Genomic DNA, 20,530 nt, shown 5'->3' on the forward strand with positions numbered 1-20,530 from the left:
CCGGAATTGAGTTGTGTGTAGGACTTACTTACAGAACTACATAGAAAAGATGCGGTCATCTGCCGCTTCTTATATGGACTAACTCTTATTTACCCGGTGCAGCCTGTGCTGCGTACGTAAAGCTAATTTTTCATCAAAATGAGTCTTTTGACTCTATATGCATTGGGGACTGCGTACAGTCTCGAAATGTGAAAAAAATTACAACTCTATATATGATCATCACCTGAATAAGTCATGACAAAAAATCGACATTTCAAAGCGATCACCTACTCATTATAAACCTCGTATCCCGGGGGTTCAATACACTGGGAAGAAAAAGGAGTTAAGGGGGAACGCGGAAACAGGCAAAGATGACTTGAGCCCCTTGACGGGGTGGAGTATAATTTAAAGAAGAGTTAACGAAAAGTTGTTCAAAAAGTACGCTTTTGATTACGAAGGATGCCTAGCGGCATCTCAGCGTCGAATATGGGATTCAGCCGAAATGTCCGTTGCTCACGTAGTTTTGCCTACGCTCCGCTACTCCATTTCTATCTTCATCCCATCTTCTTGGTACTGAAAAGCGCCCTTTTTGAACATGATTTTATATGAAAAAGGAGAGTGACCTGGCATGATTAGCATCAGCGAAACGGCTGCAGACAGATTGAAAGAAATGCTTGCACAGCAAGAGACACCTGGTATGTTCTTGCGTCTTGGAGTAGCACCGGGCGGTTGTACCGGATTTTCGTACGCCATGGGCTTTGACGATAAAGAGTCCGATGAGGACCTCTATATGGATATTCAGAATATGAAGGTTGTTGTAGAGAAGGAGAACCTGAAATATTTGAATGGACTGGAAATTGATTTTGAAGAATCCGGCATGTCCGGCGGTTTCACCATTCACAACCCGAACGCAGTGGCAACATGCGGCTGTGGATCATCTTTCCGTACGAGGGAAGAAGCGGGTGTACCTGATAAGGATTGTTAATCGGGTGCGGGTTTGAGCCTTTCAGTAGTTGATTTTAATCTGTGGGCAAAAGTTGTGAATTGGAATGTTAATTGTATTTGTGGAAAATACAATTCATAATCATTTACTTAGGTGAACTCAACCCTATAATTTATGATTTTGGATTGTTGATTACACCTTCTGAACTTGAGTATAACGAAAATTATACTTAATTCAGGAGGTTTTTTTGTGCTAAAAAAACGTGAGCGAAGAATGGCAATCAATAATAAGGTTTATCCAGCTTACACCTTTGAACAAGGAATAAACTATGTAATTACAACTAAGAAGTCGGAGGGCTTAAGAGAGCGTACTTTAATTGATTATGCTAAGCATTGGGGTTATTTTATAACTTGGGTCGAGAAGAATTATGAAATTCATGAAGTAGGACAGATAACAACTGAAATGATTAGAAATCATGTGAACTATATGAAACATGATGCCAAACGTTACGAAGGACACAAGCACATAATTGGAGAACATGGAACAGGACATAGTGATACCACAATAAATATTCGCTTACGTACTTTAAAAGCAATTTTTAATCAGTTAGAACGAGATGAGATTATTGAGATGAATCCGACAAACAGTATTAAATTAATACGGACTGATGAGGACTTAGTGGAAGCTTTAACCTCAGAACAAATAAAAATCTTACTTAGCCAGCCTAATCAAAAAGATTTTGTTGGGTATCGTGATTATGTAGCTATGGTTCTCCTTCTGGATACAGGAATGCGTGCTAATGAACTGATGAGCTTAAAATGTGAGGACATTGATTTTCAATCAAGACTTATAACATTATCAGGGCAGCAAAATAAAAACAGGAAGCCGCGGATTGTTCCTATGTCTCATCTAACCGTAAAACTCCTGCATCAATTAGTTTCTGAGAACAGAAGAAGTTTTGCGTCGAGTAGACTGTTCTTATCTTGTTACGGTGACCCTTTAGGCCAGAATCATTTTAATAAAAGGTTAAAATATTATGGGCAAAAAGCAGGATTTGGTCGTGATATCAAATGTACTGCTCATATTTTCAGACATACTATGGCGAAAAATTATATTCTTAACGGAGGAGACCCATTTACTCTACAGAGGATTTTAGGCCATTATGACCTAAGAATGACTAGAAGATACATTCAAATGGATAGTCAGGACTTGCTCAAGCAACATGGTGATTTCAGCCTTATTAAAACATTAAGAGGAGGGAATAGAGTTTATTGATTTCTTCTTCCAAGAAATGTTATAATAAGGAGGGACAGCACCTTATAATTTATTTATAATTCAACACCCCCAATTTTGATAAAGGGGGTGTTTTTTGTGCTTTTAAGCGTTTCTTTAACTTATCAAGACAATAACATAGGTGAATTTACAAAAGCCTTTTTAAAGTCTTATTGGTTTGTTATCGGAGCTATATTTGGAATCGTCGTTTATCTTATAGAACAGAAATTTAGGAAGTGAGGTGTTGAACTAATAATGAGTGAAAAAAGGACCCAGATTATCCAATTTGACGAATACAGAAGAGCAAAAGCATTACAGAAGTATGCACTTATGAGACCAAAACCTATTAAGAGACTTACAGAGGAACAAATGAAGTCCTCAAATGAGAAGAAAAGACGAGAAGATTGAAGTCAGCGGAACAACGAATATATTAATTATTAGGAGTGGGCGCCATGAGCACAAAAAAGCCTTTAGAGCAAATTATCGAAGATAAAACAGCTTTGATGTGCTTGAAGATGGCTGGTGATTTTAATCAATATACTGAAAATACTCGCACAAAATTAAACCATTTGATAAAAATGGTTTTTGGGCAATATAGATTTGGGGGAGACGCTAACTACGAGTTAGTTCGTAGATTAGATAGGGTCATTCAAGGATGGGAGACAACGGAAGAGCTCATTGAATTTATTAAAAATCGTGAGGACAAGCAGGACTAAAATTTATCTTTCCCGCCGCCGCAAAGTCCTCGGATTTCAGCAGGAAAGAAAAGACTGTACTTCTCTTTATAATCTAATATTTGATTGTATAGGCGACTTTCTAGACTGAGGTCGTCTTTTTTTGTTTCTGTAACTTTGGCAGTATCAGCATTCCAGATGTTTTGTTCCCGCCTCCCTCTCCAGCATCAATTATGAGTTTGAATTTCATTCGACTATGTGGGGATTTTTGAAGCTGTCTTCTTAAATATATAGATGTGTCCGAATAAGGCATATTAAGTCAGAATCAAAGCTCTTATAGTAGATTATTCAAAGGAGAAGTGGTAATGGAAAGTTTAGTGAGTTCAAATATAGTGTGTGACAAGTACAGCATTTCTAAGCGCACGCTATGCAGATGGAAACATGAGGGATTACCTTCTGTCAAATTATCATACAACATGGTCAGGTATCAGCTTGCTGAAGTGGCTAAATGGATTGAATCTAACAAAGTTATGGCGGCAGGAGCGGGAAAAGAATGAGTATAGCGCGTGGGCTACTCGAAGAAGCAGACAAAAGATTAAAAAGAAGTAGAGTTAATAGAGTAATAGATGGGAATGGGGAAGAACGAACCGATTGCATAGTTATAACCCCTGAAATGCGGGAAGCGGCTAGAAGGAGGGGGAAGCTGGAGACTTACAGGAACAGGACGGAAAATCCATTTACAATGGTGAATATGGAAGGGGCAAGACAAGTAACGACAATGGGAAGGTTGAGTACAAAGGAGCTGGGGTATTTCTTGGTGCTTCAATCATATATAGGATATGACAACATGTTAAAAATGTCGTTAGATGCAAGAATACCTATGACGGAGAAGGGACTAGCGGAAGTACTAAGGATAAGAGATAAGAGAACATATTCCAACTTGCTCAGAAAGTTCATGGAACTAGGCTTAATACAAAGCCAAAGGGTTTCTTTATTTAAGAAAGAATATGAAGCGCTTTACATCAGTAAAGCCTATTGCCTAAGGGGAACAAGCAAAGAGAACAAGCTAGTCAAGATTTTCATTGAAGCTATGCATGAACTGTACTGTCAACAGGATATAAAGCCCGCTGATATTGGTTTCTTATATCGCATACTCCCATATATGCACTTTGAAAGTAATCACCTTGTAAGGCATCCTTACGAAAAGGATTTATCCAGTGCAGAAGCATTATCTCTAAGGGATGTAGTAGAAATCACTGGTATGGATGAAAAGAATGTCAAGGAACATCTTAGAATTAAGCTGTCTGGCGAGCATGTTTTTGGCTCTTTTAAGGCTGGGAAGAACAGTGTTTACAAAGTCAATCCATCATTATTCTATCGAGGTATTGCATCGGAACTAGTGAAAGCAGACTTTACTTTGACGGAACAGAGCCGTAATTAATGCGCTCAATCGAGGGGTGTTTTTGCAGGAATATTGAACAACCGAGGGGTATTTTTGCAAACTTTAAAGTGGTCTCAGCCTTAGAGCCATAAGGGTTTCAGGGATTTTCCGAAAGTAGTATCTCTCTTATCTTAGAAGATATATATAATTATTAAAGTTATAACCCTAGGCAAAGGTGTTAGGTTGTTTGTTACCAAAAAAATCCTTTTACCGCGAAGCGAAGCAAGCAATCGTCAATCTTATTCAAAATGTCCCTGTTGACGATTCAAATTATAGGCATTAGCAAAGAATATATTTGCCGCCTGAACTGGAATGAATTATATGCCGCATGTGTAAAATCAAATTTACATTGGCAGAGGAATAGACAATAAGACGTATTAATATCAAAACAATACTCTACTTGCCAATGGAAGATATATCTTATGCAAGTCGTCGTCTAATCTAAGCGCTCACGTAATCACTCCTATGGGTGACGGGCGCTAAGATTCAGATAGAAGGATGTTATGAGCTTGTCAAAATATTGCCAACCAAAATGTTGCTTAGCAGTATATTGCTTAGCAGAATGTTGTCGTTGGAACCGATGGATACATAATCATGACTTATACTTCATCCAAATAAAGTGCGCTTGGTAAACCGGAGTTTTTGTGTGTGACCCTGCGTAGCCCTAACTTCCTCGTTCTGATTCCGTTCCGGCGAATATCCCCCTCCCCCACTTCAGATAAGGTATATTATCAGAATAAAATCATACTTCTTTCTCACTATCGTAAAAATAGCAAAATCATATCCTATCTATGAGGGGATTTAGAGGATTCGGTTGAAATTACAAATAAAATAATTTAATCCCCATAAAAGCATTTATGGGGAGAATTATTCTTAGATATTCTATTTAGATATATATTTGCTACAAACTAGCTACCATAAATCTTTTGGAGATTTATAATTATTGGAAAGAATAGTTTGATAATTTTCAATCACTAGTAGCATTGATTCTAAGTCAGCAATTATATTTTCAAGAATAGGTTTCTGAACATTTTGTTCATCTTCTGCTAATTTTAACAGAGATAATTTGTTAAATAATGACAGAAACTGTTTAATTTTATCTTCCTCCAAAAGAAGTATGTTTTCGTTTCTTAATCTTTCAATAGCGTTAAAACTTAAGTGTTTTTTTAATTCTAAGTACTTAACATTACGCTCAAGACATTTATTTAATAGTTTTATTATATATTCTATTTCATACTTGGCTAGCAAACATTGAGCTAGATTTTGTTTTATATTTTTTAATTCCTCACTTTGTTTGTTTGCCTTAATTTGTATATAACTTGCATAAAAAGCGATATAACCTCCAATTATTGAAGTACCTAGGGCAGTGAATATTGATAATATAGAATTTAATTTATTAAAATCCTTATCCCCAGATAATAAGGTATAGGCACAAAAAGAAATACCGACAGAGAGAGTTAATATAATAAAAGCACTTGAATTGATTCTGTTCCTAAACATCTTGTATTAAGTCCCCCCACAGACCACTTTCAATTAAGCCTGCAACATCAGCGGTCAGTGGGGGAACCGTAGAGGGGATATTATAAATGTCTGAAATCTTAGCTTGAATTACTGGTCTTTCCAACAATTCAAAGTAAATTTCAATCCTCTCTGGATGACGTAGTGGATAGAAGCCATCGCAATCATCATTACAGTAAACATATTCTCGTGGAAGTTCCTCTAAAGAATAGAAGGTCTGATAAGGTTGATGACAATTTGGACAACTTACAATGTATCTTACTTTAAGTAATGGAGTTGCTTCATACTTTTTGAATATTTTTTCATTACTACAAATTGAAAATAAATTTAATGCTATCTTTTCGTTAATAGAAACATGATAACTAAAGTCTAAAGGATTTAAATAATCAGTTGACATCTGAGGTTTTAGAGCAAGCCATTCGTCTAATTTTTCAACGGCTGAAAAAATCACCTCAGTCTCCTTGCGCAAGTGTTCTAATTTTGGAAAGTACATGGTCAAGTTCATCCTTATTTAAGATATAGTTAAAGAAATGAATTTCATAATATTCTTGTGTGCATTCAATTCTAGTATCAATAATCCGTTTTCCCTCTCCGAACCAATTAATCCATATTTTATCAAAAGTTCTTACCTTATCTATGGTATCCTTTGTATCATAATATAACTCTGATAATTCAATTGCCCTGCCATTTTCTTTTGTTGAGGATTTAATTTTCCCTCCTGAGTTATCTGAAAAAACAAAACTTGAAACCCAACCTAGCTTTCCTTCCTCTTTCTTCTTTAATTCTTCAAAATTACTTTGAATTAGAGCACGTTCTAAAAGCCGAGTTAGTCTAAATTCTAAATCAAATTCTTCTTGTTTAATATCAGGCAGCTTGCTCGATAATGTTTTAGATATTGTTACGACATCATCTTTAATTGCTTCTACTTGCTTTCTCCACTTCTTTTCAGCTCTTTCAGTAAGTTTGATACCAATGTTGTACATACTTCTCTTGAAATGTACAGACTTAATTAAATCCAATCCGATAAATATTTTTTTTATTACATCTTCAAGAATATAAAAATATGCATTCTGGTTGACTTTTATAAGCTTGGAGCCTTCTTGGTCAACAATTCCACCGCGTGGTCTTATTCTAACTGTAAATGTACTCTCCTCGAAGTTAATAGTAACAAAGGCAAAATCAGTCTCTCTTCTAATTACTCCATCATAGTTACAGGAAATAGTTCTAGCAAAGGTTAGAGTGAGTTGGTCCTCATCAAGTTTCAACTCACAGATTTGTAATCCTGTTGGATAATGAACATCTGCAATGAAATTACTCTCCGGTAATGAGTACCCCTTAGTTTTTATTAACCGCTGTACTTCCTCATAAGTTAATGATTTCATATAAGCAATTGAGTTCTTCTCAATGTCTTTTACAAACAATAATCGATGGTGTCCATATCTTATTTCAGAATCAATAAACTGCCCTAGTTGCTCTTTACTAAGCGTTCCTTCATTTACAGCTTCGTTAATGGTATCAACCATTGCGGTTTTAGCTCCATAAGCCTTGAGCTCTAATTCTTTCAAGAATCTGCTAAAAGCAGGATTAGATATATTTCGCACATGCTCTTCGTGGAGAAAGTACATACTTTCAACTTCTAACATAATTTTCACCCCTATGTAATAACAAACTTTAGTTTATGTAGTTCGATTGTACCAGAATTTAACCGGAATTTTTATCCTTTTCTATAAAACAAATCTGTTTAATACTTGTTACTATATAGCAAGTGATTACAATTTCGAAAAGAGGGATATCTATCCGTAGTCAGAGAGATTTACTCTGATGAGGAGATGGAAACTTGTTATAAGTTAAAAAGTACATTAGCGTATTAGAAAGGGCCATGTCAGAGATATAAAAGCTTCACAGTTACATAATTTTAAGAGTTGTTTCTATACATTAAACTATTCTCTTGCTCATCATCTACAAGTTGTATAAAATAAAATTAACGTTATACTCAGTTTAAAAAGAGGGCAGTTAACAATCTATATAACAATCCACAGTATTTAAAAATCAACTCATTGATAGCTAAATTCCTTGGTATATCTCGGTCTTGGAATTGATTTTGAAGAATCCGGCATGTCCGGTGGTTTCACCATTCACAACCCGAACGCAGTGGCAACATGCGGCTGTGGATCATCTTTCCGTACGAGGGAAGAAGCAGGCGTACCGGATAAAGATTGTTAATAGTTGCGAATCGCGACCTCTATAGCGGATTAGTCTTGTGCTAATCCTGTTATGGAGGTCTTTTTTTGCGTGGTGGTTTGGTATGTACTTTGGTTGTTCATATTAAGTGGGAACCTGGACGCTTTTTTATAGAAAGGTTAAGTTGACAAGTTATGTTGTAACTAATATAGTTACATTATGAAATTTAACAGAGCCTAATTACAAAGGAGAGATTATGATGAAGATTGGAATTATTGGCGCGACAGGCAAAGCAGGGAATTTGATTTTGAAAGAAGCATTGGATAGAGGGCATGAAGTGACAGCGATCGTTCGTAGTGCATCTAAGGTAGAAGATAAAAGTCTGAATGTACTTGAAAAAGATGTATTCGACCTCACGGAAGAGGATGCCAAATCATTCGACGTGATCGTCAATGCATTTGGTGCACCAGCCGGTAAAGAGAATCTGCATGTGGAAGCAGGACAAGCCCTGATTAATATTCTGAAAGAGGCGCCGAATACTCGTCTGATCGTTGTTGGTGGTGCAGGCAGTCTGTTCACAGATGAAACCCAAACCTTGCGGGTAGTAGACTCCCCTGGGTTCCCTGATGCATACAAAGCAACAGCAACCAACCAGGGTAAAAACTTGCAGGATCTGCAAGCTTCCTCAGGTATCCAATGGACGTTCCTGAGCCCGGCTGGATTCTTTAATCCAGAGGGTGTACGCACAGGTAAGTACCAGTCCGGTAAAGACCAGATTTTGGTGAACAGTGAAGGCAACAGCTACATTAGCTATGCTGACTATGCCATCGCTTTGGTCGATGAGATCGAAAACCCGCAGCATAAGAACGAACGCTTTACGGTTGTAGGCGAAGCGAAGTAATTGAATTGAACTTGAAGATGAAAAATGGACGCCAATCATTATACTGATTAGCGTCCAATTTTTTTCGTATGAAGTTGAAGCTCTAATATCCTCGATGCTAGTGAAATGTAACGTCATCTGTATTTGGATTTTCTATCAATTCTACGGACTCTGCCGACTCCATACTTTCAACACCATCTACAACCTCAACGAGTCCTACAGCCAATGTAGTGACTGCCGCAGCGGCAATTAGATTCTTGGCCCCGAGCTTTACTCTCTCCATGTCCTCGTCTTTCATGCCGACAACCACATCTTTGCCGCCGTTATACACATACTGAGCTGATACCACTACGCCTTTAGCTGTATTAGAAACAGCACCTCCAATATCGGCAAGTCCCGCATCTAACGTTGTATTGTCTTTTCTGATCACACCACTCGCCATATCATATGTACCGCTGGCAAGTTGTCCTACCGTTTTCCCTGTATTAATCGTAGCTTTTTCTACGCCATTACCAATTTCTTTAATGAATGGACTTCCTGTAAGTTCTCCAGCCACTCGGACGGTGCCGCCCAGTACTTTTCCGGTAACTTCTCCAGCAAACTGACCCAGTTCTTTTAAAAATCCCATATATATTCCCCACCTTTGAAATAAGGTTGCACATGTGTTGTCTGAATCTTTTATCTTTATTATATAAGTATATGAGCGATAAGACTATTTACGTTCAGATTCATCAAGCGTTCCTAATTAACATGAACCAATTCAACAAATTCGATCTAACCTATCTAACCCAACTAGCCGAACCGAAGAAGCTAATCTACCTTCCTAGCTTAACGCAACTACCCAAACAACTAACTACAACCCCCAAAAAAGCGCTACTCCCTAACGGAAGTAGCGCCTTTTTCTTTTATTACCCCAAATTCCTACTAAACACATTTTAGAAGTATCTCATAAGCAACTAGCGTAGTGGAGGGACGGAATCGATTCTGAAGAAGCGGTAGCGTTCGCCTTTATCCCCGGATTTTGTCCTATGAAATAGGACATTCAAAAAAATCCGGGGATAACAGCGATCAGAAGAACGATCCGTACCCGTAACGCCAACCTGCTGCTTACCACTCACTTATCCCCGTGTTTAGTCGATAAATCCTTCCAACATTACAGTCGGCAAGCCGTTAGACTGCCATGCACCTTTACTGTAGCCGCCGTTATAGCCCGGCGTTGCTTCAGGCTCCCAATAGAATACACCTTTACCTTTGCTGCTCGGCAGGTTGCGGAATTGCGTTTTCATCGCTGCGACGAAACTTTTACCAGCTGCCGGTTGGGTATTATCCATCCCGATTTCCGATACGATAATCTCCTTACCATACCGGTTGATCAGATCCTTGGCATTATTCACAGCATTGGTGACAGCCGTGTTCCAGCCGGAAGCGGAAGGATAGAGGGACATGGCAATCATGTCAAAGTTGGCACCGTTATCGATCAGACCACCGATATTCCATACATAGAGGGCATTATCGTCCCCACCTGCGAGGTGAACAATTGTTTTGGTGTTGGTGCTGATGGATTTTACGGCATTATGGCCCGTGTTCACCAGCCACGCATAATTTTTCATGTTGGTGGATGCTTTTCCATCCTCCCATAACATACCGTTGCTTGTTTCGTTACCAATTTGTACCCAGTCCGGGGTTACGCCTTTGCTCTGCATGGCCGTCATGACTTCACGCGTGTGATTCCATACAGCATCCATCAGCTGTTGGAACGTGTAGTTTTTCCAAGCCGCAGGTTTCGTTTGCTGACCCGGATCAGCCCAGGAATCACTGTAGTGTAGGGTCAGCATGACACTCATACCTGCATTTTTGGCACGCAGGGCCAGAGCAGCTGCACGATCTTTATTCATGTAACCGTTACCATAATCATTCGAAGGATTAACAAAGACACGAATACGAACGGAGTTGATCTGGTAATCATTTTTCAAAATATCAATAATATCACGCTGTACGCCGTTTTTGTCTTTCCATTTGTAACCTTGCGCTTCCATCCCAGGCACCCAACTGATGTCGGCTCCTTTGGCGAAGCTCGGTGCAGCACTGGCATGCTGGCCTGCCGGCAGCATAATGGAGGTGAATAACAAAACAAAGACCAGAGCGATGGATGTTTTGAAACCCCTTACATTTTTGAACATTACAATATGCCTCCTCGAATATGGGTTGAGTTGCAACCTAATTATAGCGAGCATCGTTTACTCAGCTACAGGGTCTATTTCCAATATTTTGGTTGTTTTTTTAACCTCTCCCGAAAAAAGACAAAACAAAAAGCCGTCCGAAGACGGCTTTTCTACCCGTGGCGCTTTTTGAAACCTTGATCCGTATCCCGCGCCTCCACCAGAATCAGTTTATTTTGAGCTAGTGGATCGGGTAAGGGACACGTTCAACATGTGATTAGATATGTTGACGCACCTCCTTTCCTTGTGCCAAGAGTATACAACACTCTTTTCCGGAAAGCTAGTCTTTTTTTCATATATACGCAAAATTATTTTTCGGTTTGGAACATCGTGATATCCCGGTCATAATGACTCTTCGTACCGTTGTCGTTGCGAATTCTCACACTGTCTTCGCTGATCTGTTCTACGATGCCACGGCCCACTTCACAATATACGCCAGCCGGATCTTCCTGCCATGCAGTTACCGTGCATTGGGAAAGTGCAGCCGTGAAAAACTCTATATTTTTTTGTAACGTTCTAGGTTTGTTCGATTTCATTATATACTCCTTTAACAAAAACAATTTTAGAATGTGGACAGCAACCGGACATTTTACACTGTAAATCACTTTACTCTGTCTCCTGCTCTTTGTAAAGGGATGGAAAAAGTTATCGTCATGAGGTATCATTTACATAAATTTTACATAGCGTTTACACTACGCTGACGCTTGTAGCCAATCACGAATAGTACAATTAGTTCAGAACATCTAACCAAGAATAGATATGTAACAAATTCGGAGGCCATACATGCATAGAGATGTCAAAACAGGTAACTACGTTAATCGTGATTTAAGTTGGGTAGAATTCAATCGTCGTGTGCTTCAGGAGGCGCAAGATCCAACAACACCTCTGCTGGAACGCATGAGGTTTCTTGGTATTGTCGCCAGTAATCTGGACGAGTTCGTAAGTGTAAGGGTAGCGGAGACGAAAGAGAAGATCAAGGCTGGATTTACGCAAAAGGATTTTACGGGCTACACCCCTGCTGGCTTGTACCGTAGATTAATTAAACGAACGGGGACCATGGTCGCCGAGCAATATAAAACCTATCGAGAGCTGATTCGTCTTCTCGCCAAGAAAGGCGTCCATTTTCAGGAATATACAGATCTGAATATGACCCAACAGCGAGCAATGGACCAGTACTTTCACGAGATCATTTTTCCCGTTTTAACACCGATGGCTATTGATTCGAGCCGGCCATTCCCACTGGTACACAATAAGTCTGTATATCTGTCCGTAATGCTGCAGAAGGAAGAAGAGCAGGAGGGCGAGCCATTTTTGGCTATTGTGCAGGTTCCCTCTAATCTGCCGCGGGTCGTTCAGGTGCCTTTAAGGGCGAATAGTAAAAAGAAAACGTTCATTCTGATCGAAGATCTCATCAAGCATCATATTCATACCTTATTCAGCGGTTATGTTCCGCTGGCTGTTCAGGAGTTCAGAGTTACTCGCAATGCGGATCTTTCCATTAATGAAGAAGAAGCTGAGGATTTACTTGAGGCGATTGAGAAGGAGCTGCGGCGCAGACGCCGGGGAGCACCGGTACGGTTGGAAATTTGCAAGGATTTCCGCCCGGATGCGTTGCTAGAGTTACAGGAAGAGTTCGATATTCAAGACCCTGTGTACGAGATCGATGGACCGCTGGATTTGAGCTTTTTGGCCGGGTTTGTAGATAGTTTAGATGGCTTTTCTCATCTGAAATATAGTCCGGTGCAGCCGGTGTATCCTCTGGAGTTCCTCCCTCGGGAAAGTCACTTCGAACTGCTGCGTAAACGGGACGTGCTTGTGCATCATCCATACGAATCGTTTGAACCGGTAACGGACTTTATTGTGGAAGCTTCGGAAGATCCGCGCGTGATGGCGATCAAAATGACGTTATATCGGGTGAATGGTGATTCCCGTCTTATCCCCGCACTGGCTCATGCGGCCGAGAGCGGCAAACAGGTAACGGTTGTTGTTGAATTAAAAGCCAGATTTGATGAAGAACGGAACATTGCATGGGCCCGCACGCTGGAGAAGGCAGGTTGTCATGTCGTATATGGATTGGTCGGATTAAAGACGCATGCCAAGATTATTCTCGTCGTACGCAGGGAGCAGAGTGGTCTGAGAAGGTACGTGCATGTCGGAACAGGTAACTATAATGAAAGTACAGCCAAAGTGTACACCGATGTGGGGCTGTTTACCTCCAATCCCATCATTGGTGAAGACGCATCGGAATTGTTTAATGAGATTACCGGTTATTCAGGACCCAAAGCGTTGCAGGCATTCCGCGTCGCCCCTGACGGCATGAAGGATGAACTGTTCGCGCTCATTCGTCGGGAAAGGGAACATGCCTTCAAGGGAAGACCGTCCAGGATTATTGCCAAAATCAATTCTTTATCCCATCAGGATATCATTGATGAATTGTATCTGGCATCTCAAGCTGGAGTACAGATCGATCTGATCGTGCGCGGTGTATGCTGCTTGCGTCCGGGGGTAGAGGGACTTAGCGAGAATATTCGGGTGATCAGCATCGTGGACCGGTTTCTGGAACACTCCAGATTGTTTTATTTTGAAAATAGCGGGAACCCGGATGTGTATCTGTCCAGCGCAGACTGGATGACCCGTAATTTGAAGCGGAGAATAGAACTGATGTGTCCCGTGTTTGATCCAGAGCTAAAGAAGATGTTGGTCGACATATTGAATCTGTCACTCATGGATAATGTGAAGGCCAGAGAGCTCATGCCTGGCGGCAATTATGTTTTTGTACAAAATGAAAAGCCCCCGCTGAGAAGTCAGACGGAGGCGATGGGCATTATTCCCTGGAAGCCTGCTGAATGGAGTGCGTTAACGTAACTCCCCAAGCTTCCTGTAAATCCTTGACGGCATCGTCAAGGCCACTGAGTTCCAGTAACGGCTCGGCTGTACAGATCAATTGCATCTGCAGCGAGTCGTTTTCTTTTGCCGCCTTTATGGCGGTTATACTTTCAGAACGATTAATCGCTTCAGTCACGCGCAGTAGAGAGCCCAAACGATGGGCATGCCGTTCGTCCGAATCCTTGAGAATGTCCCTGTGCTTATGCAGCAGCTGGGGCGTTCTTTTTTTTGGATGATAATCGGCTGCAATGGCACTCAGGATGGTCTCCCGGTGAGATAGTCCGTAGATGCTTGCATTCATGATCCAATAAGCCGAGTGCTGCGGATACCGGAAGTAGTTAATCTGTTTTCCAGCCATGTGCAGCATGGAGACCGTGTACAGAATCCGGGCATCCGCTGGATCGGGGGCACTACCTTGTAAGGCGGTATACAGGGTAAGCGCATCATGGTGAATCCGATTCAGACGTTTCTCCGGAATGGGTGGACCAAAATGAATGAAGTTGCGAATGCTGTCCCGCAGCGCATCTGGCACGACTGGCTTACCTTGAGCCAGGAGGTCCCTTAGCAAACCATCCCGTAATCCCGCTCCGCTCACAACATAGCGATCCCCCTGGATGATTCGGAAGACCGTCCGCAATATGAGTACACCTGGAACAATAATGTCGGCACGATCCTTGGCAAGTCCGGGTACTTTCTTGCGTTGTGCCGAGGTTAGATGTGGCAAAGAACGAGCGATATTTTCCATCTCTTCTGCACCGATTTCATAATGATGCGTAACCGGTAGTGAGTATTGTGTTCTCTTCTGCTCCACTTTGGCCAGTGTACGCATGGTGCCACCAAGTCCAATGAGAGGTAGTCCGGGATGCTGTGTAACCCAATCCTGATCGCTTAATGCCTGTATAACTTCATTACATAGTGCAGTCGCATTTGCCTCAGTCCACTGATCTTCGCCACCATAACGGCCATGTGAGTTAACCGCACCAATAGGCAGAGAGATGCTGTGCAGTCTTTTTCGATCACGGAATACAGTGATCTCGGTACTGCCGCCGCCAATATCTACGACATAACCATCTGCCAGATCAATCGATTGAGTGACACCTAGGAAACCGTAATAGGCTTCCTGATCACCGGATACACATTCGATGGTAAGTCCCGTCTCGGCTTCCAACCAACCTATAATTTCTGGGGCATTGCCTGCATTCCGAATGGCAGCCGTAGCTGCAGCCCGGATAAGCTTGGTTTGATATGCTTCGCAAGTAGCCCTGAATTGTCGCAAAATCGTAATGGCCTTGTCCAGTGAATGTCGCAGGATGGTTCCGTCTTGTTCAACCACATTGCTTAGACGAGCGGCATATTTGTCTTCATGAATGATGCGATAGGCTTCATCCTGGTCGAGTTCATAAATAACCAGACGAATGGAATTGGAGCCGATATCGATGATTCCGAGTTTTTCGTTATGTGTCATAAGCATCTCCTTCTACAGAGGTTAATCTACCCGACTTTCAGCAAGGCAGCCATGGCTTCCGGTGAACCCGGAGGCGTCGAGGAGAAGGGCGTGGTCAGCATGACCACAATGATGAAGACGATAAAGCAGGCAAACAGAATACAACTTACAGCAAAACCGCGATTGCTTTTCTTCATAAACAGTCGAATACCTGTAACGAATAGAAGTACCGTAATGGCTACCAGAACGATAGAAATTGCAAAATAGGCTACGCCATACAGTGATTTGAAAAATGATTCCATGTCTTCTGAACGCTCCTTAGATCCTCATATTTAAGCCTCTCCAAACTATTCCTTAGTAGCATACGATAGATTGATGCGTTTGAAAAGCAAACCGGGCGCCTGTTCCGGCCTTGAACCAAGCTGATGGACTATATCAACGGAAAAGGGGCCCTAGCCTTGGACAGACATCCAAGAAAACACGGCTTCTGTTGAGTATGTATAAGGAAGGACTATTGTTCACGAAAGGAGATCAACCCATGTCGAGACAGCTTGCAAGCAAATGGCTGAAGACAGCGGCACTGTTGAAATATCCGGTAGCTGCTGTCCACATCCCACAGACGAAGGCGTTCAACTCGGGGAATCTGCTAAACATGCTTAGTCATTATGGAATGGTGTATATCAAACCTATTGTTGGTGGTGGAGGTTACGGTGTCATTAGAGTATCAGCAAGCGGAGGCGTCTATCGGTACACTCATATGAAAATAACCCGTTCTTTTACTCAGTTTAATCAAATGTACCGTTCTCTAATCCGTGTAAAAGCCAGACGGAGATACCTGATTCAGCAAGGCATTCATTTGGCGACCATTCAAGGCAGACCTGTCGATTACAGAGTCAAAGTCGTCAAGACGGAAAGAGGCTGGGTATTTCGTTCAATAGTGGGACGGCTCGCTCGTCCAGGACTGGTCGTGACCAATCTTAGCAAAGGAGGAACGATGCTGTCCGGTAGGAGAGCGCTTGGTCTGTCCCTACCTCATATTTCTGGAAAACATAAACGTCGCGAGATGCGTTCACTGACACTTACCTGTACGCATATTATGGAAAGGCAGTTCCCGGGTGTGGGACAGCTCGGCTTCGATTATGGACTGGATCATTCAGGCAAGATATGGATTTTGGAAGTGAACACCAGACCGCAATGAAAATGGTGACAAAAGCTAAAAAAATCCAAAGAAAATCCGATAGTAATATAGAAGGAAACTAGATGGAAAACGTTTGAAATTTAACAAATAAGGGTAATTTACTCGCATCAACTCTTGAAACTATGAATTTATTCTAAAAAAAATGCTCTTATAATCGTTCTGTTTGATAGGCTACGATCCTGTGTATAAATACTGTCCACACAATCCACGTTGATCAATCAACATTTTTACCATTTATCAACAAACTATACACAGGATTTCCACATAACGTTGTGGATAACAAGAACGCTTGTTCTCTTTATAAATCTCTGATATGATAGTTTTGAGGAAAAAAAAGGAAAGGTTGTGGCGGGAAATGGCTATGTTATCCGATGAGATGTTGTTGGATTCCTACCATAAGGCGATTGAGTTGAATCTCGAACGAGATTTCATCGCACTGCTGTTGGCAGAAATCCATAAGCGCAAACTGGGTACCGACGTATCTGCCATTCTTCACTAGAGATCCTCATTGCAGGCAATGTTACAGGTTTCCGGACATGTCCCATAGATTGACAGGCCACAGTGTGCTTGTTTGACAATGGTGACAGTACATCATATGATTGCAAACGTTTTCGGCTTCGTCTGCCGTGTCAGAGGAAGTGTGAATGACGTAGGGGCTGTATGGTCCGGTGTAATCGTCCAATTTGCCGCATTCTGACAGTCCCTGAAGGCAGTGGGGACAAGCCTGCTCCGGTACAACCAGACCGTTACACAGCGGGCATATATAAGACAAGGGTATCCCTCCTGATGTTCAATTCATTCAGGAGTAAGATACCCTTTTTTGTGTCTTTTATGTTCTATATGATTCCATAAGGAATTAGCGCTTCATGTTACTGCTGTGTCCCGGGGACAACTTGGCCTCTGGATCGAAGTAAACCTTGGCATTATTGACTGCGGTTGGTGCTTCACCGAATCCGACAGCAATCAGCTTCAGCTTGCCTGGATAAGTTGTAATATCTCCGGCAGCATAGATACCTGGAATCGAAGTTTCCATGCGGGAATCGACCACGATGGAATTGCTATCAATTTCGATGCCCCATTCTGCGATAGGTCCCAGGGAAGAGACAAAGCCGAAATTGACGATTACATCATCGACTTCAATTTCCTGTGTTTCCTTCGTTTTAACGTGAGCCAAAGTGACCTTGGTAATGCTGTCTTCACCGTGAAGTTCCGTAATTTCGGTAGGTGTAACGATGTTTACCTTGGAATTCATCAGGTTTTCGACACTGTGCTCATGCGCGCGGAATTTGTCGCGGCGATGGATCAGGGTTACTTGCTCAGCGATTGGCTCAAGCATAAGCGCCCAGTCTACAGCGGAGTCACCGCCACCACTGATCAGTACTCTTTTGCCTGCAAAGGCGTTCAGGTCACTGATGAAGTAGTGCAGATTGGTTTTTTCGAATTTGGCCGCACCCTCAAGCTCCAAACGACGCGGTTCGAATGCACCCACACCTGCAGTGATAATTACGGCTTTGGCGTGATATTCATTCACATCGGTTTTTACGACGAAGTGACGTTCTTCTAATTTCTCTACGGATACAACTTTTTCCTCAAGACGGATGTTTGGGTTAAAATGGCTCATTTGCTCCACCAGATTATTCACCAGTTCCTGAGCGGTAACTTTCGGGAACCCGGCTACATCATAGATGAATTTTTCGGGATAGAGCGCTGCAAGTTGTCCACCAAGTTGTGGCATACTTTCAACCAGAGTAACAGATGCTTGACGCATCCCTCCGTAAAACGCGGCGAACAGACCCGCAGGGCCGCCACCAATAATAAGTAAATCGGTCATGTCATGACCGGCAGTTTGTGCAGTCAAGAATCAACAACACCTTTCTTATTTTAATAGGTAGTTAACAGAAATAATAAAGCCGGGTACGAATGGTAACCAGCGTTTGTTGCTGAACTGTCTTTTTCATTATAAACGGTGTAAACTGGGTTGCAAAGTTGGCAGTTTGATGAATCTGGGAACAATAGATGAAGATCAGGTGAGAATAGGATGAAATTGGAAATGAAAGGTTATGAAAAATAACAAAAAAAACCTTGATCTTTGCCAGAAATACAGATATCCTTGACCTGTACTATGTGTTTTTTTGTCTAATTTAGCCCCAATTTGTAATGTGAAGACAATACCCGCGTTTTGTTGAATCTTGTGTATAATTTCACAATTTTAATCGATAACTTGCATGCAAAAAGTTCAAATAAATTCGCGAAGTTAACATTTGTCGTCATAATGGATAAGACCTCATCAATATGGGTAAGTAAGAGCCTTTTTACAACAAAACAATCGAATGGCTGATGCGAGCGAAACTGGAAGGGGTATAGACATGAGCAGTATTCCCAAAATCGTCATCCTCGGCGCGGGCTATGGCGGGATTCTGACAGCCCAGCGGCTGCAGAAGGAATTGAACTATAACGAGGCCGATGTCACATTGGTGAACCGGCATGATTATCATTATATCACTACACATCTACATATGCCGGCAGCTGGCACGGATACCATTGAACATGCACGGGTCCCGATTTCGAAGCTGATTGACGAGTTCAAGATTGATTTGGTCAAATCTTCGGTGAAGGAAATCCGCCTGCAGGATCGGAAGATTATTCTGGAGGATGGCACGTTATCCTATGATTATCTGATTATTGGATTGGGTGGGGAACCGGAGACCTTTGGTATTCCAGGCATGCTCGATCATGCCATGACAATTCGCAGCATTAACTCGGTCAGAATGATTCGCGAGCATATCGAATATCAGTTTGCCATGTACAAAAACGATAATAAACGTAACCGCATTCGTTTTGTTGTGGGTGGGGCTGGCTTCAGTGGTGTCGAATTCGTGGCTGAACTTGCGGATCGCATTCCTCAGCTTTGCAAGGAATTCGACGTGAATCCCAAAAATGTGCATATTTATAATGTGGAAGCAGCGCCTTCAGCTCTGCCGGGCTTTGATCCGGAACTGGTTGAGCATGCAATGAACGTGTTGAAGAAAAAAGGTGTTACTTTCAAAATCGGTGTTCCGATCAAGCAATGTCTGCCAGACGGAGTCATTGTGGGTGAGGGAGAAAAACTCGATGCAGCAACGGTCGTATGGACCGGCGGTATTCGTGGGAATGCCCTGCTTGAGCAGGCAGGCCTTGAAGTGATGCGCGGACGGGTGAAGGTCGATGAATTCCTTCGTGCCCCAGGGCATGAGCATGTCTATGTCATCGGTGACAATTCACTCGTGTTCAACAACGAAGGGCGTCCATATCCACCAACAGCTCAGATCGCGATGCAGCAAGGTGTTAACTGTGCCAAAAACGTTGTCGCTGCCATCCGCAAAAAGCAGCCGCAGCCTTTTGTATTTACAAGTAAAGGTACAGTTGCGTCACTTGGAAAAGGTGAAGCTATCGCCGTCGTAGGCGGTAAGAAATACAAGGGGTGGAAGGCCGCTCAGCTGAAAAAGCTGGTGGATCTCCGGTACTTGTTTATCATCGGTGGCATTCCCTTGGTACTGAAGAAAGGGCGGTTTTTTGGATGAGACATTGCAGTGTTCAGGTCAGAGGACTACTCACACGCGAAGAACTGGATCGTTACAACGCCCTGATGCAGGTTGGCGGTTATCTGGAGGAACAGGATCAGTATGATCTGGCTTATATCGTTCAGAAGGAAGTGGATATTCTCATTTTGCCTGCCATTGAGCGGCTTAAGGAGAAGGGACGTGACCGTGACAGGGCAACGGCTGAGTTTTTGGAATCTCTGAAAGCGGTTGATGAAGAGGATCAGGATTAAGCAATCACGTTATCCAAAAGAACCTGAGTCATCCATTTATTATTGAACATTTCATATTCATTCGAGAACGTAAAAGCACCGCTG

21 protein-coding genes and 1 pseudogene are annotated in these 20,530 nt (G+C 42.0%); 12 read left to right on the forward strand and 10 right to left on the reverse strand.

All coding sequences use genetic code 11. The features are described from left to right. Positions 1-607: 607 nt before the first annotated feature. The 5 genes from HP548_RS05515 to HP548_RS05535 all read left to right on the forward strand — a co-directional run bounded on the left by HP548_RS05515 (position 608) and on the right by HP548_RS05535 (position 4,309). Positions 608-964 (forward strand): HesB/IscA family protein, encoded by a 357-nt coding sequence (locus tag HP548_RS05515; RefSeq protein WP_064635713.1) that lies wholly within the window; start codon positions 608-610, stop codon positions 962-964. 207 nt (positions 965-1,171) lie between these two features. Continuing rightward, the gene (locus HP548_RS05520; protein ID WP_343054771.1) at positions 1,172-2,197 is read left to right on the forward strand and encodes a tyrosine-type recombinase/integrase; all 1,026 of its coding nucleotides are present in this window, start codon (positions 1,172-1,174) and stop codon (positions 2,195-2,197) included. Between the two features lie 449 nt (positions 2,198-2,646). Continuing rightward, positions 2,647-2,910, forward strand: a complete 264-nt coding sequence (locus HP548_RS05525; protein ID WP_175381121.1) for a hypothetical protein — start codon at positions 2,647-2,649, stop codon at positions 2,908-2,910. A 323-nt stretch (positions 2,911-3,233) separates the two neighbouring features. Further along, entirely contained in the window at positions 3,234-3,425 is a 192-nt protein-coding gene (locus tag HP548_RS05530) for a helix-turn-helix transcriptional regulator (RefSeq protein WP_175381122.1), read from the forward strand. Then, complete coding sequence (locus HP548_RS05535; RefSeq protein ID WP_175381123.1) at positions 3,422-4,309, forward strand: hypothetical protein; 888 nt, start codon at positions 3,422-3,424, stop codon at positions 4,307-4,309. Before HP548_RS05530 ends, HP548_RS05535 begins: the two co-directional genes overlap by 4 nt. A 912-nt stretch (positions 4,310-5,221) precedes the next feature. Here HP548_RS05535 and HP548_RS05540 read toward each other — a convergent pair. Genes HP548_RS05540 through HP548_RS05550 form a run of 3 tightly spaced genes read right to left on the reverse strand, consistent with a single transcriptional unit; the run spans position 5,222 to position 7,470 of the window. Beyond that, on the reverse strand, positions 5,222-5,809 hold the full coding sequence (locus HP548_RS05540) for a hypothetical protein (protein WP_175381124.1): 588 nt from the start codon (positions 5,807-5,809) through the stop codon (positions 5,222-5,224). Further along, the gene (locus HP548_RS05545; protein WP_175381125.1) at positions 5,802-6,320 is read right to left on the reverse strand and encodes a hypothetical protein; all 519 of its coding nucleotides are present in this window, start codon (positions 6,318-6,320) and stop codon (positions 5,802-5,804) included. Before HP548_RS05545 ends, HP548_RS05540 begins: the two co-directional genes overlap by 8 nt. Next, entirely contained in the window at positions 6,280-7,470 is a 1,191-nt protein-coding gene (locus tag HP548_RS05550) for a hypothetical protein (RefSeq protein WP_175381126.1), read from the reverse strand. Before HP548_RS05550 ends, HP548_RS05545 begins: the two co-directional genes overlap by 41 nt. A 427-nt stretch (positions 7,471-7,897) precedes the next feature. Here HP548_RS05550 and HP548_RS05555 point away from each other — a divergent pair. Continuing rightward, a pseudogene (locus tag HP548_RS05555) lies at positions 7,898-8,050 on the forward strand (HesB/IscA family protein); the annotation flags it as partial. A 217-nt stretch (positions 8,051-8,267) separates the two neighbouring features. Continuing rightward, positions 8,268-8,909: an NAD(P)-dependent oxidoreductase gene (locus HP548_RS05560; RefSeq protein WP_175381127.1), complete on the forward strand. Its 642-nt coding sequence runs from the start codon at positions 8,268-8,270 to the stop codon at positions 8,907-8,909. Between the two features lie 97 nt (positions 8,910-9,006). On the opposite strand, the gene HP548_RS05565 is transcribed toward HP548_RS05560, so the two are convergent. From HP548_RS05565 to HP548_RS05575, 3 genes are all read right to left on the reverse strand, one after another. Continuing rightward, the gene (locus tag HP548_RS05565; protein ID WP_175381128.1) at positions 9,007-9,516 is read right to left on the reverse strand and encodes a hypothetical protein; all 510 of its coding nucleotides are present in this window, start codon (positions 9,514-9,516) and stop codon (positions 9,007-9,009) included. A 502-nt stretch (positions 9,517-10,018) separates the two neighbouring features. Then, positions 10,019-10,999 carry a glycoside hydrolase family 53 protein gene (locus tag HP548_RS05570; protein ID WP_236703614.1) on the reverse strand — a complete coding sequence of 327 codons (981 nt, stop codon included), beginning with the start codon at positions 10,997-10,999 and terminating at the stop codon, positions 10,019-10,021. Between the two features lie 416 nt (positions 11,000-11,415). Continuing rightward, a complete protein-coding gene (locus tag HP548_RS05575; protein ID WP_072735535.1) occupies positions 11,416-11,643 on the reverse strand; it encodes a hypothetical protein in 228 nt (75 codons plus the stop codon). 247 nt (positions 11,644-11,890) lie between these two features. Here HP548_RS05575 and ppk1 point away from each other — a divergent pair, with 247 nt between their 5' ends. Beyond that, the gene (gene ppk1, locus HP548_RS05580; protein ID WP_076290907.1) at positions 11,891-13,972 is read left to right on the forward strand and encodes a polyphosphate kinase 1; all 2,082 of its coding nucleotides are present in this window, start codon (positions 11,891-11,893) and stop codon (positions 13,970-13,972) included. Here ppk1 and HP548_RS05585 read toward each other — a convergent pair. Both HP548_RS05585 and HP548_RS05590 read right to left on the reverse strand, forming a co-directional pair. After that, a complete protein-coding gene (locus HP548_RS05585) occupies positions 13,932-15,458 on the reverse strand; it encodes a Ppx/GppA phosphatase family protein (RefSeq protein ID WP_175381129.1) in 1,527 nt (508 codons plus the stop codon). The two genes, ppk1 and HP548_RS05585, sit on opposite strands and share 41 nt — an antisense overlap. A gap of 26 nt (positions 15,459-15,484) precedes the next feature. Continuing rightward, the gene (locus HP548_RS05590) at positions 15,485-15,739 is read right to left on the reverse strand and encodes a hypothetical protein (RefSeq protein ID WP_063566109.1); all 255 of its coding nucleotides are present in this window, start codon (positions 15,737-15,739) and stop codon (positions 15,485-15,487) included. Positions 15,740-15,975: 236 nt separating this feature from the next. On the opposite strand from HP548_RS05590, the gene HP548_RS05595 reads away from it, so the two are divergent. After that, positions 15,976-16,635, forward strand: a complete 660-nt coding sequence (locus HP548_RS05595; protein WP_076290905.1) for a YheC/YheD family protein — start codon at positions 15,976-15,978, stop codon at positions 16,633-16,635. A gap of 355 nt (positions 16,636-16,990) precedes the next feature. Beyond that, positions 16,991-17,134, forward strand: a complete 144-nt coding sequence (gene sda, locus HP548_RS05600; protein ID WP_017692430.1) for a sporulation histidine kinase inhibitor Sda — start codon at positions 16,991-16,993, stop codon at positions 17,132-17,134. Between the two features lie 21 nt (positions 17,135-17,155). On the opposite strand, the gene HP548_RS05605 is transcribed toward sda, so the two are convergent. Both HP548_RS05605 and HP548_RS05610 read right to left on the reverse strand, forming a co-directional pair. Next, entirely contained in the window at positions 17,156-17,407 is a 252-nt protein-coding gene (locus HP548_RS05605) for a hypothetical protein (RefSeq protein ID WP_072735483.1), read from the reverse strand. Positions 17,408-17,491: 84 nt separating this feature from the next. After that, positions 17,492-18,466: an NAD(P)/FAD-dependent oxidoreductase gene (locus HP548_RS05610; protein ID WP_217504637.1), complete on the reverse strand. Its 975-nt coding sequence runs from the start codon at positions 18,464-18,466 to the stop codon at positions 17,492-17,494. 535 nt (positions 18,467-19,001) lie between these two features. Here HP548_RS05610 and HP548_RS05615 point away from each other — a divergent pair. Both HP548_RS05615 and HP548_RS05620 read left to right on the forward strand, forming a co-directional pair. After that, complete coding sequence (locus HP548_RS05615) at positions 19,002-20,195, forward strand: NAD(P)/FAD-dependent oxidoreductase (RefSeq protein WP_024632649.1); 1,194 nt, start codon at positions 19,002-19,004, stop codon at positions 20,193-20,195. Next, positions 20,192-20,446 carry a hypothetical protein gene (locus HP548_RS05620; protein WP_024632648.1) on the forward strand — a complete coding sequence of 85 codons (255 nt, stop codon included), beginning with the start codon at positions 20,192-20,194 and terminating at the stop codon, positions 20,444-20,446. The genes HP548_RS05615 and HP548_RS05620 overlap by 4 nt, the downstream gene beginning before the upstream one ends. Positions 20,447-20,530: the final 84 nt, after the last annotated feature.

The organism is Paenibacillus taichungensis (assembly GCF_013359905.1).
Classification (GTDB): Bacteria; Bacillota; Bacilli; order Paenibacillales; family Paenibacillaceae; genus Paenibacillus; species Paenibacillus taichungensis.